The sequence below is a fragment of the Paenibacillus sp. GCM10027629 genome (assembly GCF_042676425.1).
GTDB lineage: Bacteria > Bacillota > Bacilli > Paenibacillales > Paenibacillaceae > Paenibacillus_K > Paenibacillus_K terrigena.
In genome coordinates this window covers 813,172-829,611 of the sequence record NZ_JBHTGZ010000003.1, presented here as the reverse complement: position 1 = coordinate 829,611, position 16,440 = coordinate 813,172, and the positions used below count along the sequence as shown (strand labels likewise).

Genomic DNA, 16,440 nt, shown 5'->3' with positions numbered 1-16,440 from the left:
TACATTTTATTTACAATATTTGATCCATGCTAATAATATTAATTAATTCACCCTGCACATTGGCCACATGACTCGCATGCCGACCATCATGGTGCTGTGCTCCATAGGGAAGTGGCTCAATTTGGGAGTAAGAAGTGACCTGTATGACTTGATCAACCACAATGCCGACCATAGATTGTTCATAGTTCACGATGATGATCCGATTCATTTTAGTATCTGGTACTTTTGGCATACCTAAGTAGCTGTGGATATTGACAATCGGTATAACATTTCCCCGGAGATTAATAACGCCGAGTAGAGAAGTTGGGGTGTTCGGTATTTCGATGATAGGCTGCATCTTAATAATCTCGTGGATCTCCTGAATCGGAAGCGCAAACCGATCATTCCCAAGCCCAATCTCAACGTATTGATTGGATGTCTGCTGCATTGCCATTCACATCACCTCGGACACCTTTTGCAACTTCCAAATATAACTTCGTTCCGTCATTATATTGGAAAATGGCAACCTCACTACCTAGGTCTATAGACACAATTCGACGCCAACGTTTACGGAACATAAAATCATATTTCAACTCATTCACTTTTCGTCTCAAAGCTTGAATATCTGCATTCGCATGATAGGGAAATACGGGTATGCTCTTTTGATAGAACTGTAACACCATCGCTTTCACACTACTCACTCCATCCCAATAATTTCCTTCATCATACTTGATTCGAATTAGAGGATTATAAGTTAAGTATTAGAATACTGTTTAATATTTTCATAGAATGCTAACTCACTTAAACGAATTAGCGCATATATGTAAAAAAACACCTTCCAGATAAAAAATTGGAAGATGCTTCATGGGACATACGATTTATGCGTTAGGACCTATCAGCTATCAACTCCCTAAGAATAAAGAGCAAATAAGCTGCTGAAAATAACGATGATGATATTTACTTTTCAATTGTAAGATTCTTCTCAGCCATCACCGACAGCTTCTGGGCATTCTGATTGATCTGCTGTACTGTTGCAGTCAATTCTTGAATAGAAGTGACTTGATGGTTGATATAATCGTTAATTCCTTGAAACGCTTGCTCTAAATTGCGAATCGCTATCTGCATATTTTTCGTAATGTCATCAATCTGGAACGCATTCTGCTTCGAATAGGTCGCTAATTTGCGGATTTCGTCCGCGACAACCCCGAAACCACGTCCCGTATCACCTGCACGGGCAGCTTCTATCGCTGCGTTCAAACCCAATAGATGGCTCTGGTCTGAGACTTCCTTAACAACACTCGATATGTTCCCGATCTGTTGTGCGCCAGAGCTTACATCTTTCATATGGTTAGAGACATCCACTAGCCGGTTAGCCAACTCCATAACAGAGTTCGTGATTGAGGAGAAAGAAGCAGCGGTTTCATCCAAGGTAGCAGACAAATCTTCAGCAACATGAAAGAGCGCATTCGCCTTCTCTAAGCTAGAGCCAACACCGACTCCACCGATGACTTCACCGTGCTGATTATGTATAGGGGTAACTCGCGAAGCAAATGGAACACCGAACAATTCTTTCGGAACGATGCCGGATATTTCTTTATCATTGCGAATGGCTTCTGTTAGAATATCTCCTTCCATCAGCGGCTCTTCAGGCTTGAGATTCAGTGAGAACGTCTTAGCTGGAACAGAGATCATCAGTTTCTCCGTGTTGTATACACTAACGGAAATATCGTCATGCATTATTTTATTTAAGTATGGCGCTACTTTCGCGAATGCTTCTATTAATTCGGTGTCATTTTTTCTGTCCGTTACAACGTTCTCCTTCATTACCTCAGTCCTATTCTCACTAGATTCGATGCTTAAAAAAATGGTCATTTAGCATTTTGATTATTATAGTAATACATGATAATAATGTAAAGTTAATTTACATATCATTTCTTTTCAATGATTTAAGGCGTATTCCGTATACATTTGACCATCGGTTTATATACAATATCAATCTTCTCCGACTGATAACTCTGTCCGTAATAGGCAGCATCAACCACCGCACAGGTCAGTGCAGTCGTCATCAGTGTACGTTCCATCGGGATCGGCGGCACACCTGACATGATCAAGTCCTCAATCTTCTTGGTCAAATGTTCGAAATGAACAAAGGGACGATCTAACCCGCTGTTGAAGAGAACAGCAGCCGTTTCACCTTGTTTCGTGCGGAAGCACGCTGCCCATTGTTCAACAAGCTTATTAAACTGAACAACATAGCCCTTTAAGCCATCTGCATATTGGACAACCATGAGCATAGGATTAGAATCAAGTTCGCGCGGGTGAACGTTAGGAAGATCCGGGTAAGTGTCAAGCGCCTGCAGCAATAAATCCTCCGGCCATTCCTTGCGATCCATGCACTCCCATACTTCAGGTCCCTGCATGAATTGTACGGAATGTACACCGCATTCTCCGCATTCTCTTTGCTCAGCAATCGATTGCAGAACTTCCAAAGCATGAAATCCATAAGCTTCAACTAACGGTGAATGACTGACGACCAATATTTCGGCTGCGGATTGGAGCTTGTGAGGATTTAGTGGTGGAACCGTTTCAGAAAATGGAATGGATGAGCCCCCCATAAACGGTATCCCCCGACTTTTTAACTGCGTGTACATCCATACAGCTTCCTGATAATCATAGGATAGATGCTTATCTGAAAATATGGGCACGACCAATTGAAGCTCATCTAACGCGGCGAGCGTTTCATCGAGCATGCGCCGTCTCGGATACATCATCTGCCCCTTCTCATTGTATGGATAGGCTCCATGTTCACCGATAATGACGACTCCGTCGATCGGGCCTGTTCCCTGCTCATTGCGAATAGCTTCCCGAATCGTCGAATAGATTGGAATTCCCAATCTGGCGGCCGCTTCTCTGCTCATATCGTTCATAGGTATTTGATCGGTGTAGATCGATACGACCTCAATCTGCGGTTGATATGCAAAGTCTCCAAGCAATCGGCCTAAAATGACGTCGGCATGCGAATTATAGCGGTATTCCGTTACAATAGCAGCAATTCGCTTGTGATTTGGATTACTCTCTAAGCTAATCTCGGTCATCTGCTCTGCTCTCCTTTGTTCATAGCTTGAACCGTATGAACCAGCCAGTTCGATAAGCTTGTAATGATTGCGTCCAAATAGAGTCTGCCTCTTTCCGCAGAAGCTTGACGTGGGGAATCTGTGTAGCCGTCATAGCCTGTCAGTTCACCATGCCTGCCGATAAAGGCGCCTGGAGGTCCTGAGTTGATCCATTCACGACTTATATGCTCATCTCCGATTCGATCCGCTCTAACCAACTCCGGCCGAACGGCTAGAATCGCTGACGTTTCGAATCCGCCCGCATGCCCAGGCACCATCCCAACTTCACCCGCGTTGATTGCGCGCAGCGCTTCGCCTGCAACGCTCCAATAGGAAGCGGATGCCGTCCAGATCGGATGAGCGACCGCAAGATCATTAACCGTTTGCGTCATGATCGGATCATTGCCGCCATGCGCGTTCACGAAGATGATCTTGCTGAAGCCGTCCAGCACTAAGCTCTCTCCGATATCCTTCAATACTCGCAAATAGGTGGTGGATGAAAACGAGATGGTACCGCCAAATGACAAGTGATGCTGTGAGCAGCCAATTGGAAGCACCGGGGTGATTAGGATAGGCACTTCAAGAGCAGCCTGTTCACCTGCGCGATGAATGATATGTTCACAGATTAGGCTGTCCGTGTACACAGGGAGATGCGGTCCATGCTGTTCTGTCGCCGCAAGCGGAACCACTGCTGCGCAGCCTTGACCCGCACGCTCTGTAATTTCTTCGCGGGTGCATAAATGCATCAGATAGTTCTTCATAGATGGAATCCTCCGTCTACCGTAAATAATGCTCCTGTCGTATAGGAAGAAGCATCTGATAACAAGAAGCAGGCCATTTCATTGATTTCATCTGCGTTTGCACTGCGTCCGAGCATCGCATTGTCCTTCATCGCTGCCTTAGCTTGTTCTGACTGAGCTGCCAAGCTCTCGGTTGATCCAAAATCACCAGGAACGAGTACATTAGCCCGAATTCCATATTGGGCATAGTCAAGCGCGAGTACTTTGGTAAATTGATTTATGCCTGCTTTGCCAGCGCCATAAGCTAGACAGCCCTTCGAAGGTATTTGTCCGAGGATGGATGATGTGTTGACGATCGAGCCGCCGCCTGACTTGATCATTAACGGCAGCGCATATTTGTTAACGACAAATGTACTTGTCAGCGTTCCGCGAATTGTAGCTTCCCATTCCGCCAACGTAAGCTCCAATACGGGCTTCCATACATTCGTATGAACCGTATGATAAGTGCCGTCCAATCTCCCGTAGGCGTTTTCAATCTCATCTATGATAGAGATCATGTTGCTTTCTTCGCATACATCCGCTTGCATGAAGCGGAATTTCTGCTCTCCATATTGATACAGCAGTTGCTGTGTGGCAGGATAAGCATCCATCTGGATGCGATCGCACGCGTACACGATAGCGCCTCTATCCAAAAACATCTTAATCGCAGATCGTCCTAAAGTTCCTAAGCCTCCTGTGATCAATATGACCTTGTTATCCAGCATATTCATCGATCTCACCTTTTCTCATAGGCTATATAGCATAGACACGGATCTCATATAATGATGCAGATGCATCGCCATTCGTTGCGAGCACCGTTATTCGTACGCGATCCGTCTGAACAGGCTGTTCCAGTCGAATCGTGGCTTTGCGCTGATAATTTCCAGCCAGACTGCCGATCTCTAACCATTGACCTTGAATAAATGCTTCCGCTCTCACATCTCGCGGACACTCCGGATCGCGGTAGAAGGCTGGATAGGAGCGATAATCGCGAAGAATATATCCTGGGAAAGTCAACTCAATGCTTCTCGCTTGAACGGGTTCGGACCAGGAAAGCTCGACCCACTGCGGTAGAGACTTCGCCGGATCCGAACGCCATTGATTGGTGCTGCGATAAGGCCGGGTAACACCGCTTAACACCTGATTGGCGCTATAGCAGGCTTGTTCCGGGAAGATGCGGAAGCTCATGGTCAGTCCGTTGCCGAATCTGCGCATAAATCCGTTCAGAAGATCATAAGCGCTGACATGACCAGGAACGACCTTGTCGGCAGCGTACCAGCAAACGAGTGGATTAGCCAACAGATCCACTCGAATGTATTGACCTTTCAGCCGTGATACATCTAGGTCCATCTTCCAATCGATCCATTGCTTATTGCCGGGATCGACTGCCAGCGTCGCAATCGCAAGCGCTTCCCCCGGCTCAGTGCGATAATCCCAAATATGCTCGACCGCATATAAGCGAGCTTCGATCGTCTGCACCGTGTCCGATAAGTTGCTCAAGCATAACGATAGCATGTCAATGCGGTCAGCGCCGACAGCGATCCATTGTCCTCGCCGACTGGCTAACGCTTCATTGATTCTCGATTCAACTTGAAGTGAAGGCTCTGCGCCCGACAGCTTAGCCTCGCTGCTCGCATATACGGAAGCCAATCTCGCGAGATCGTCTGGATCCTCGTTATGCGTATTTAATAGAAAGCACCCGTCACGCAGCAAGGCCTGTTGAACTTCGCGTGCAGCAAGCTCTGGCACCTGTCTTACCGGCATGCCAGTCTGAATCGCGATTGCGGCAGCCGTTCCCGCAGCCTGCCCCATGAGAGCTGTTGTGCCTTGAACCCGCACCGTACCTAGAGCAGCGTGCGTCACGCTGACATTCCGTCCGGCCATCATGACATTGTTCATTCCCTTCGCAATCAATATGCGAAGCGGAATACCGTATGGGCCGACATAGGTCGTAGCTCCGTAGCTGCTGTCGTGCCCTTCGGAAGTCGTTCTCTCACTAACTGGAGCCAACAATCCCCCTGGCTCATGCAGATCAATAAACCAGCCGCCATAGGCAATCTCATCATGAAATACCGTTTTCTGCAGCGGATCATGCTCCGTCATCCAGTATTCGCCGACAATCCGTCGGCTCTCGCGTTTTCCTGGTACTTGCCCGATCCAATCAAGCGCATAGTTCGCCGATATACCTCTGAACTCGCTGTCACCATTCTTGATCCAATCCCATATTCCCATTACATGTCTTGTCAGTTCATGCCGAAGCTTTTCATTGTCATAAATCGTATGCCAAGGGACCGATAATTCGATCCACCAATAGCCGCTCTTCGTATCACCAGGCCAACGCCCATGCTTGTAGAAGAAATCGGGATCCTCATACTTTACCGCCCAATCAGGCGCTGTGAATGGAACAGGACGTCCCATATCCTTTGCTTTGAAATGAATGGAATTGCCCATAACCGCGCTGCTTGCCTGTAAAGGAGCGTGCGGCTCATTGTATTCATCTCGACCTTCCGTGCCCATACGCCACTCACAGCCGGCAAATGCCGCAACAATGCCGTCGCCCGTACAGTCGATGAACGTATTGGCTCGTAAGACGAGTTCAGTCTCCGCATGATTAACCTGTGCGACAACCGCCTCTATTGTTAATTCATCTTTCATTAACACACCTTTTACGGCGGTGTTCAGCCGAAAGCTCAAATTCGACGTTGCCATAACCATCTCGTACTGTATCAAATCCCAGATACTGTTGATCCAGCCATTATCGCCTGTCGGGTCCTCATGGTTACGCGCTCGCTCCTCAATGAGCAGTTCGGAGATAATGCCTGTTTCCTTCGCATAGGCATGAGAGCTAGCAGCCCCTTGCGGTGGCACACGAATTTCTGAAGAACTGTTACCACCAAATACAGGACGATCCTGAACAAGGCATACCTTTGCGCCATGTCGTGCGGCAGCAACAGCGGCGCATAAACCAGCAAGGCCGCCGCCGCAAACGACGATATCATAAGTTTCCTCTACCCTGCGATAAGCGGATCGAATCATCTCATGTGTGTTCACCCTACTCAACTCCTAAGTTCAATTAGGACCTGCTCCCTGAACCCGAACTCCAGTAAATCGAACTACGCTTCCATATGCTTCGCCTGAAGCAATGTGCAGAGAATCATCGCCAGGAGAATATGCGATGCAGGATATAAAATGAATGTTCGCCCACTCCGCATTAATTGTAGACAGCTCATTGTTATCTTTCACGACGCGAGGTCTTCCCAGATCAACAAAGCCGCTATCACGCTCATAATGAAAGATATGCCCTGCATCTCGAATACCCCCATACACGCCAACAACTTCATGATCATTCAACTTGATGAAGTTCCGAAGCTGTCCGCTGGAGTAGAGTCTGCCATAGGAGCACCTCCTTCTTAAATCCGGTGACAGCGTGAACAGCATACCGTCGTATGTACCTGCCACGACCGTTCCATCCGCTAATACTGCTCCGCCTGTAATCATCGCCTTGAACGATCTTCCCCTTAGCGATGAAGACTTCACCTCTAGCTGTTCAGTGCACATCGTGTCCAGATCATAGAGCAAAATGTCATCATTGCATCCAGATAGCAGCAGGGTGCGATCTTTCAACGGGATTGGGTATGAATCTGTCGTTTGTAGTGCAATGTTATTCAACGTTCGAAGATGACACTCGCCGCTGCTATCCATCCATTCAAGAAGATGAAGTGCTTTATCCTGGCTGCTAGCTAGGATTTCCCCTGATTCTAAGTGAATCAGCAGCTTAACAAGCTCGATTTCCGCTGGTAACCGCATGCAATTCGTGCAGCTTCCTGATAGCAGATCGACGATCAATATATGACCATCGCTCGTCAGGACAGCAACCGACCGATTTTTCATGTCGATACAAGAAACCGGTGCTCCATTGCTATACACAGTGGTTATGTGAGGAGAGCCGCCGTCAGCATAGTCGGATTCAGACAGAAGTACCCGGTCTTGGCCGCTTATACAGTACACCTTGCCATTGGAGGCTTGCACATGGCTGACTGCTGTATCCCGCCAATCCATATGCTGATGCAACGGCAGCGTTCGAGTCTTCTTCGCGACAATATGCATATACGCGGGTACACCAACACCATTGTAGCTTGGTTCATAATAAGGTCTAAGTGGGGCGGATGGCGCATCAGGTCCAGGCGGCAGCAGCTTTTTCATATCAACAGCGAGAATATAAGGTGAAAATTCACCGCATACATCCACCATATGAAGCCACCCTTCACGATCAAAGATCATTTCGCAAATGTATTGTGAGTCCTTGCCGTTTGGCGTAATTAAGCCAAGATTCTCTGGCTTTCCATCATTCAGAATATCCCATCTGACCAAGCGGATCGGGCTATAGCCGTCATTCGTCTTTAATCCGTAATACAGAATAAATTGATCATCTGCAGCTAATCCTCCAATACCATACGGTTCCACCGGGGGCTGTTCCGGCAAGTGGATATGGCCGTGTCGTGTTACCTCTAGCGTTTCTGTGTGAATCTCTATCATTTCTCCATCCATATTATCAACCATAAACATACTGCCGCGGGGTGAATGAAGACCAAATATAAATTGTCTTCGATGTCTATGTCCATGCGGAGAATGAAAGTTAACTTTCAGATCGGTCACCGTCTCCGTTTCAGGGTCGAACCGCCATATCCCCCCTGTGTAAGAGCTTCCATAAAAGCGTCCTTTATCATCCTTCAGCAAGCGACAGGAGGAGAATTCGGATACTTTACCGTAATCCTTCACTTCATTCGTATGCAGTTCCAATCGGTACAGATGACCTCTCATATAGCCCATAAAATAATAGAATCGTGGATTATTGCCCAGCATGCCGCCATAGATGCTCTCTCTAGGAACAGGAATCCCTTTGATCTCCACTTCATTCGTATCGGGATTCACGATCATGAGAATCGAACCGGGATAACCTTCCCATGGATGCTCATAATACTGCTCGAACATCCACTGCTTATGCCCTGGCGCTGGGGCTGTATTATGTGTCGCCATGATTAATCTCCCATCAGGAAGAAAATCAATGCTTGTATGGATCTTACTCGGGGGCATCTGCTCTGCATCTACGATCCAAGCCTTCTCAACATCGACAATCAGTCTAAGTTCGCCGGTTATTGGGTAATACTCGTACAGCAAGGCCGTTAACGGCTTTTCATTCTCTCCGCACACACTAACATAGAAACGATCATCGGGAGAACGTACAAAGTCCCATACCGCATTATGTCCTTTTTCATTAGGCAGCTGTACAAAACGCGTAACATGCTCTGGAATCGCAGCAAGCAGATTAGAAGTCATCTATTCCCCTCCAATATAGCTATCTTTAAGAAAATTCTATCTTTACTGTTATATATAGTCAATTGGTTTTTTCATATATGCTTATCTTTTTCTTATTTGTGAAAATTAAGCTCTCACAAAAAACGACCGCTCTCAGTCAGGACTGATCACGATCGTTTTTAGATGATAACTTAGTTTTGCAAATACATACGATTGCTTATTTCATTACAGGCCTTCGAAATACAAAGATGGGCATTCTCCCACAACAAATCGGTAATGCGAATTTCCGGAATCGACACACTGACCGAAGCAACCACATGACCTTCCATATCGATAATGGGTCCGGCAATGCAATGAACTCCCTCAATCGACTCCCCATAATTGTAGGCGATATTCTCCTCACGTACTTTAATAAGCTCAGCCTTCAAAGCAGTGACACTCGAAATCGTCTTGCTTGTGTAGGTCAACAATTGCTCATTTGGGTATAATGAGTCAATTTCTTCGTCTGACATACGCGATAATAATATCTTCCCAGAAGCAGATGCATGTAGGGGCAGCACGGAACCTAAGTTGTTATTGAAGCGCATTGGCTGCGCAATTTGTTTCTCCGCAATGTACACATTATTGTCTCCACTGCGAATACTCAGGAACACGGTCTCATTCAATATTTCAGCTATCTTGGTTGCTGATCTGTAGAATTCCTTCGTTAAATCCGTATTGAGGCGATGCTTCACTCGAATCTCAAAAATTTTATTGCCCAGTTGAAAGTTCTTTCCTGAACTGTCTGTCTCCAAATAACCTCGACTCAGCATATTTTGTAATATTTGATAGGTACTGCTGGAGGGCATATTTAATGACTTTGCAATTTCAGTAAGCGTAAAGGAATCCTTCTCTTCCGTAAATAATTCAAAAATATCCAGCACACGGTCAGCAGATTTAACTCTTGGTGATGATTGTTCCATATGGAATCCTTCCTCTTTCACATTAGTTACATGATCTAGTATTTTGGGATGATGACTTCCTATGTCATCCATATTTTATCAGTAAATACATACTTCCGCTATATGGAAATGGGTATATACACGGTCGCTCATTCTACGAAAGTCATGAATCCGAAATATTCTGGTTTATGAAAATCGATTGCTTTCGTAGGCGACCATGCCAAATACTCTTTCGTCCCGTCGTTCTGCTCATCGATTCGATATAGATTTACACGCCACTGCTTCCCAGCTGAGATCGCGTTCGAGAATGCATGATGTGGGATCATGATTTCATATTCAAATGGATACATAGCATCCTCTATCCGATACACGCTTGTAATCAAGTCATCAATATTCCAGGCAATGTCCAGCTTGATATGTCCAGCTAGATCATTCTCAATGACCGCGTCAAATACAACCAGCTTTGGGCTAAGCTCAAGCTCGATATATCGCCTTCCATCGCCTGCCTCATCAATAAAGATCTCTACGACATCTTCATTATATATCGGATCGTCGCGATTAGTATAATTTGCAACGATATAATCATCCTGGCAGCGGAATAAGAAACAAACATTCGCCTCCGTCCAGCAAGCCTTCGCTGTTGTTGACATCCGGGCAGATGCGCCGGACGCCGTCTCAACAAGCACAACTTCCTCCATCTCATCCCAAGGGATAACACGCATTTGATCGGGACGAAGCTCTACCTTTTTGCACAAATAATGATAAATCGTCTCTTGCATTCGCTTCCTCCGCTTATTCGTTCAATTGACCCAGAACACGGTCAACGACTCGAAGAGTTTGGTTGATATCGGCTTGCGTGTGCGCTGTTGAGATATACCATAATCCGTTCATTCGCAGCAGCACACCTTCGCCAAGCATAAGCTCGGCGAATCGGGCATACAGCCCTGCATCTCTCGTGTTAAACGTATCAAATTCATTGACTGTATCTGCATCAATGAACATCATATGTAGTACAGGTCCTACTTGGTTGACGATCCCTTTCATACCGTGCTTCGCTAGGCTGCTGCGTATCCCATCCGCCAATGTGACGAATAGCTCTTCCATTATCTCAAAGACCGCGCCATGATCCTTAGCCAGTTCCTGAATGGTCGCAAGGGCTGCTGAAGTCGCGATGCAGTTCCCGTTCAATGTTCCGAGATGACTCACTTTTCCATCATCGATCAGCTTCATAAGCTGTGAGTTTCCCGCAACAGCACTGATCGCAATGCCTCCGCCCAAAGCTTTGCCGATCGTAACTAGATCCGGCTTGATGCCGAATTTCCCATGCGCTCCTCCTAAACCGAGACGGAAGCCTGTAATAACCTCATCAAATATGAGTACGATGCCCAGCTCTTCAGTTAACTGGCGCATCTGCTCCAGATAGCCTAGCTTCGGCATCAAGCAGCCCGAATTGCACATGATCGGCTCTGATATCACTGCAGCAATCTCGTCGGCATGCGACCGCAGCGTTGTTTCCAGCGCGTCTGGATCGTTCCATGGCAGCAAGATCATATCTTCTAAGCTATTGTAACTCTGCCCCATCGTTCCTGGGAGAACAGATCCTGACCCGAGCGTATCTCCGGTTTGTACAATGCCTGCTCCAGGAAATGAAGTGTAGATGGCGTCAGACCAGCCGTGATAGTGGCCGTGGAAACGCACGATTTTACGTTTCCCCGTGTGTGCTCGCGCCAATCGAAGCGCCAGCATGACTGCTTCTGTCCCTGAGCCGCTGAAAGCTACTTTATCTGCGCACGGGAGGATTTCGACTAATTGTTTGGCGAGCTTGATCTCTCCATCATGCTGCAATCCGTAGGTATAGCCGTGGCTCATAGCAGCAGCAATGGAGGCAGTCATGCCTCCATGCGCATGCCCTAAGATGAGCGGCCCGTAAGCCAGCATATAATCGATGTATTCATTGCCATCGATATCGCGGAGCTTAGCTCCTTGTGCCGATTCTACATATATCGGAACCGGCTTCATGGATGCGCGAAGCGAACTGGCCACTCCCCCCGCTACATAGGCTTGTGCTTGAGCATATTTATCGATTGAAGCTTTGAAAATTGACATTGTGCCATGCCTCCTCTTTGAATTGCCGTTACGAATCGAAAGGAAATACGGGCCGGCTTAGATGGTTGTATGTCAGAGCAAATAAATCTGAACCGCAGCAGCCTGGTGAATCTATGGGAATAATTGACTTGCATATGGAGCCAAAGGCGGTCTTCCAGGCGATCGCAGACTTCACCACGATCACATGATAGTCTTGTGCGCGAATCCCGATGGAGCTTAAGTGACCCGGATCCCATGGCGGCGTTCTGAGCTCTGTTAATACCACGGTCAGCTTATCGGCTTCAATGACAGCAGTCTTTCCCATCGATGCCCGCTGACCCGTCATATACTCTCCGATATGGGTGTAATCTCCGTCACCTAAGAGCCGAACTCTGCCTGATACCTCAACAGGCAGCCCATGAAGCGCATCGCTCTTACCGCCGATGCGTTCGTGAAATTGTCCGCCTATACCTAGACGATGGGCAGCCCGAACAGCAGCTTCATCGCGGATGACAATCAGGCTCTTCTTCGGCGGATTGATCAACTGGGCAAGGACATGCGTAGCATCAGCGGGAGCGCCGCCACCTACATTGTCTGAGCCTTCTACAAGAATGACAGGTCCTTCCGGCTTAGCGAATGCCATTGCAGCAGCTACTTGCGGATCAAGAGCTTCATAGCTAAAGCGTTCTCTGCGCTCCCAGAACATCCGGCTTAATTGCTCAGCATACCGATCCGCTAGCTCCTGATCAACATCTGTTGTCACGACGACAGAGACACCTGCTTCCGGCACATCACTATACGGGAAGCCTCCGGCAATCGTTACATTAAGTACGGAATGCTCTCGTTCGATCGCGAATGCCCGCTCCATAATTTCTTGCATGGGACCCGGTTCTTCCGTCATCATCATCTGTGGAACGACAAGCATATTCGGCCGAGAACACGCACGTATAGGTGTAATCTCCCCTCGGATCATACGAACAAGAAGTTGGACAGCTTCTGCAGCGCGTTCATACACATCGACATGCGGGTACGTATCATAACCTACGAGAACATCTGACAGTTCAACCATATCCACACTAATATTAGCGTGGAGGTCCAGCGTACACGCAATGGGATGCGTCTTGCCTACCTTCTCTCGAATACGACGGAGAAGTTCTCCTTCCAAGTCCGAGATTTCTTCTGCGACCATGGCACCGTGAAGGATCACGAGGAGGCCGTCGACATTTTCATCTACTGAATCCACCACTCGCTGCATTAATGCTTCAGCCGTTTCCGCCGTTATCATTCCGCTTGGCGTCGCCGATGTATAGAATCCGGCTGTCAATTCCAATCCATATGCTGAGGCTACGTCGATCACGCCCCCCATGGATGTTCGTGTACCTGTATAACGTGACAGGAATGCCTCATTACCCTGCACCCATTCGGATTGAAATGCATGTAAGTCCGTCCTACCGGGAGCAAATGTATTGGTTTCATGGACCAGTCCAACCACCGCAATGTTCATAACAGATCCTCCTATCAACGAAATGACATCGAAGCAAGAAATCATTGCTGGCGGTAAACTTTATAGCTTAACTCCTCGCAAGCGCGCGTAATCCAGCTGTGGACTCGCTCCCACACCTCTTCTGTAATGCGCAGTGCTGGAATCGATATGCTGATTGAAGCCGCAATGCGATCTTCAGCATCAAAGACGGCGCCAGCTACACAATGGACGCCATCCACCGTCTCACCCAAGTTATAGCCGAATCCTGCTCGTTTCACCTTTTCGAGCTCAGTAATCAAGTCCTCGAAGCTGGATATCGTCTTCTCCGTCGTTTGTTCCAATTGATCGGACGGATACAATATACGGAGCTCTTCCATTGTCAGATCTGACAGCATAATTTTACCTGATGCTGTCGCATGCAGCGGCAGCGTCGTACCGACGTTCGGATTAAAACGCAGCGCTTGCGTGCTTGCTTTTTCTCCGATGTATAGAAGCTGATCGCCCGCTTTAATCGCTAAGCTGACCGTTTCGTTAAGATCATCCACGATCTTTTGCGCAATTTGGCTGAACTCTCCCGTTAAACTCGTACTCCGCATATAGCCTGAGCGAATCGTGAACAGCTTGTAGCCAATACGAAACTGCTTTCCGTGTCGATCGGTCTCTAGATATCCGCGGTTCAGCATATTTTGCAGGATCAAGTAGGTGCTGCTGGGAGGCATATTCAATTCTTTAGATATCTCGGTCAGATTGTATGAATCCTTCTGTCCTGTAAATAATTCGAGGATATCTAATACACGGTCTGCTGATTTTACCTTTGGAGATTGTGCAACCATAACCATTCCTGCCCTTCATTCTGTATTTATCAACTAGTCAACCATTCCTGTACGTTCAATGCCTTCTGTGAACCATCGCTGTGCAATCAGATACACGACCAATGGCGGTACGATGATTAAGAATGCCGCCGCCATCTTGGGGCCTTCTGATATCGGGTCTTTTCCAACAGCAGTGCTATAATTGATGGCCCAGTTCCCCATTAACTCGGTTTCAAATGAGCTTAATCGCAACGACAGCGGAATAAAGTCTTTGCTTAGGAACATCGACGGCTCGTAGTACATGTTCCAATACCAGATGAATGAAAACAGGAATACAACGAGACAAGCCGAACTCGCAAGCGGCAGCATGATTCGGAAGAACAATCGAAACACAGAAGCACCATCCATCTTGGCCGCCTCTTCCAACGCCTTAGGCTGGGATAAGAAGAATTGACGGAAGATGATAATAAATAAAGCGCCGCGCATTCCCTGACCAAAAAGTGCAGGGATGAGAAATACAAGTGGCGAATTCAGCAGGCCCAGCTTACTGTATACCATATACAGCGGAACCAGCGTAATTTGCGGCGGAACGAGAAAAGTGACAAGAATGAGAAAGAAAAATAGATTTTTGCCTGGAAACTTTAATCTCGCCAACGCATAGCCGGTAATCGCGCAGGAAAACACCTGCAAGATCGATCCGACGAAAGCGATGATCAGCGTATTCATGAATGCTTCGGGATAACGAAGCCCAATCCAGCCGTCTATATAATTTTTAGTGTGTATCGTACGCGGGATAACGCCTACGGTTGGATCAATCAGGTCAGAAACACTCTTCATGCTGGTCGAGACCATATAAATAAGGGGCTTCAAATACAAGAAGGCGATGACGGTCAGCAATGCGATAATGATGAATTTGGCAAGTAAGCCATCATTCATATTTTGACCTAACACAAGCTTCTTCACCTTTTGTGACTGACGGCTCGTAAAGAATTGCGATACTTCCAACCTCATCTGCCGGTAGCTTTCGGCCAGCTTCATCGTAATCCCCCGTTTCCTTTGGTCGCCCTGTAGGTAATACCTAACACAATGCCCAGCAACAGCAATATGATGCCGAAATACAGCCATGCCATTGCGCTCGCATATCCGTAGCCTGTACTCGGCTCAAACATATTTCGTCCGACGATTTTCATGACAGGGTTGAACGGAAATGTAAACAAGTCAACAATGGTAAAGATGGCGTTGAGCCCGATAAAAGGAACCATGCCTGGAAAAGTAATCTTCCAGAAGCTTTCCCACGGCGAAGCCCCGTCTACACGAATCGCTTCATATAACGATTTTGGAATCGTCTGAAAGCCGGCAATAAAGATCAGGATTTGTACACCGGAATACCATAGAATGATAACCGCTTTGCTAAGTACATTAATGATCGTTGTCGCGAGTCCGCCATAGAAGAATTGTTCTACGAACGCGTTAATATTGTATTCCTTCATAAATGGCAGCTCTCCAGCGCCTTGTACGAACAGCTCCATCAGCACCTGGCCAGTTGCAAATATAACAGGAAGAAAGAATACAGCACGCATAAGCCCGCGGCCGGGAAACTTCTGGTTCAGCATTAAAGCGACGAAAAATGAAAATACGAGGATAAGCGGGATAATCGCGATCATTTCTTGAAAATAACTGATCAATATGATCGGATATGCGTTATTTACGACCAGCATCTGTCTATAATTTTCCAGGCCGACCCACTTGTATTGAAAGCCATCGCTCGTAATCAATATTTTGTTGAAGCTGTTATACAACGACGAACCGATCGGGAAAGCGACGAATAAGACAAATCCGATGAGCCAAGGGAGCATAAACAAGTATCCGACGCCATACTCTTTCCAGCGGAATTGTAAATAGCTTCTCCGGCGCTCCTTGATTGAGTTCATC

General features: G+C 47.0%; 15 protein-coding genes. All 15 read right to left on the bottom strand.

Annotation, left to right across the window (positions count from 1 at the left end):
- Nucleotides 1-10 precede the first annotated feature (10 nt).
- Nucleotides 11-433: a chemotaxis protein CheW gene (locus ACFQZR_RS04340; RefSeq protein ID WP_379343188.1), complete on the bottom strand. Its 423-nt coding sequence runs from the start codon at nt 431-433 to the stop codon at nt 11-13.
- Nucleotides 399-680 carry a hypothetical protein gene (locus tag ACFQZR_RS04335; protein WP_245583834.1) on the bottom strand — a complete coding sequence of 94 codons (282 nt, stop codon included), beginning with the start codon at nt 678-680 and terminating at the stop codon, nt 399-401. Before ACFQZR_RS04335 ends, ACFQZR_RS04340 begins: the two co-directional genes overlap by 35 nt.
- Before the next feature lie 256 nt (nt 681-936).
- Nucleotides 937-1,803, bottom strand: coding sequence for a methyl-accepting chemotaxis protein (locus ACFQZR_RS04330; RefSeq protein WP_379343186.1), 867 nt, complete (start codon nt 1,801-1,803; stop codon nt 937-939).
- Between the two features lie 122 nt (nt 1,804-1,925).
- The gene (locus ACFQZR_RS04325; RefSeq protein WP_379343184.1) at nt 1,926-3,074 is read right to left on the bottom strand and encodes a hypothetical protein; all 1,149 of its coding nucleotides are present in this window, start codon (nt 3,072-3,074) and stop codon (nt 1,926-1,928) included.
- On the bottom strand, nt 3,071-3,853 hold the full coding sequence (locus ACFQZR_RS04320; protein ID WP_379343182.1) for a creatininase family protein: 783 nt from the start codon (nt 3,851-3,853) through the stop codon (nt 3,071-3,073). The genes ACFQZR_RS04325 and ACFQZR_RS04320 overlap by 4 nt, the downstream gene beginning before the upstream one ends.
- The gene (locus ACFQZR_RS04315) at nt 3,850-4,602 is read right to left on the bottom strand and encodes an SDR family NAD(P)-dependent oxidoreductase (protein ID WP_379343804.1); all 753 of its coding nucleotides are present in this window, start codon (nt 4,600-4,602) and stop codon (nt 3,850-3,852) included. The genes ACFQZR_RS04320 and ACFQZR_RS04315 overlap by 4 nt, the downstream gene beginning before the upstream one ends.
- 22 nt (nt 4,603-4,624) lie before the next feature.
- Complete coding sequence (locus ACFQZR_RS04310) at nt 4,625-6,922, bottom strand: FAD-dependent oxidoreductase (protein WP_379343180.1); 2,298 nt, start codon at nt 6,920-6,922, stop codon at nt 4,625-4,627.
- Nucleotides 6,923-6,940: 18 nt separating this feature from the next.
- A complete protein-coding gene (locus tag ACFQZR_RS04305) occupies nt 6,941-9,208 on the bottom strand; it encodes a ligand-binding sensor domain-containing protein (RefSeq protein WP_379343178.1) in 2,268 nt (755 codons plus the stop codon).
- Nucleotides 9,209-9,378: 170 nt separating this feature from the next.
- Nucleotides 9,379-10,149, bottom strand: coding sequence for an IclR family transcriptional regulator (locus ACFQZR_RS04300; protein ID WP_379343176.1), 771 nt, complete (start codon nt 10,147-10,149; stop codon nt 9,379-9,381).
- A 128-nt stretch (nt 10,150-10,277) separates the two neighbouring features.
- Nucleotides 10,278-10,907, bottom strand: a complete 630-nt coding sequence (locus ACFQZR_RS04295) for a carbohydrate-binding family 9-like protein (protein WP_379343174.1) — start codon at nt 10,905-10,907, stop codon at nt 10,278-10,280.
- Between the two features lie 13 nt (nt 10,908-10,920).
- Nucleotides 10,921-12,234 (bottom strand): aspartate aminotransferase family protein, encoded by a 1,314-nt coding sequence (locus ACFQZR_RS04290; RefSeq protein ID WP_379343172.1) that lies wholly within the window; start codon nt 12,232-12,234, stop codon nt 10,921-10,923.
- A gap of 28 nt (nt 12,235-12,262) precedes the next feature.
- Nucleotides 12,263-13,717: a M81 family metallopeptidase gene (locus ACFQZR_RS04285; RefSeq protein WP_379343170.1), complete on the bottom strand. Its 1,455-nt coding sequence runs from the start codon at nt 13,715-13,717 to the stop codon at nt 12,263-12,265.
- 41 nt (nt 13,718-13,758) lie between these two features.
- On the bottom strand, nt 13,759-14,529 hold the full coding sequence (locus ACFQZR_RS04280; protein WP_379343168.1) for an IclR family transcriptional regulator: 771 nt from the start codon (nt 14,527-14,529) through the stop codon (nt 13,759-13,761).
- A 33-nt stretch (nt 14,530-14,562) separates the two neighbouring features.
- Complete coding sequence (locus ACFQZR_RS04275) at nt 14,563-15,546, bottom strand: carbohydrate ABC transporter permease (protein WP_379343166.1); 984 nt, start codon at nt 15,544-15,546, stop codon at nt 14,563-14,565.
- Nucleotides 15,543-16,439: a carbohydrate ABC transporter permease gene (locus ACFQZR_RS04270; RefSeq protein ID WP_379343164.1), complete on the bottom strand. Its 897-nt coding sequence runs from the start codon at nt 16,437-16,439 to the stop codon at nt 15,543-15,545. Before ACFQZR_RS04270 ends, ACFQZR_RS04275 begins: the two co-directional genes overlap by 4 nt.
- Nucleotide 16,440 lies beyond the last annotated feature (1 nt).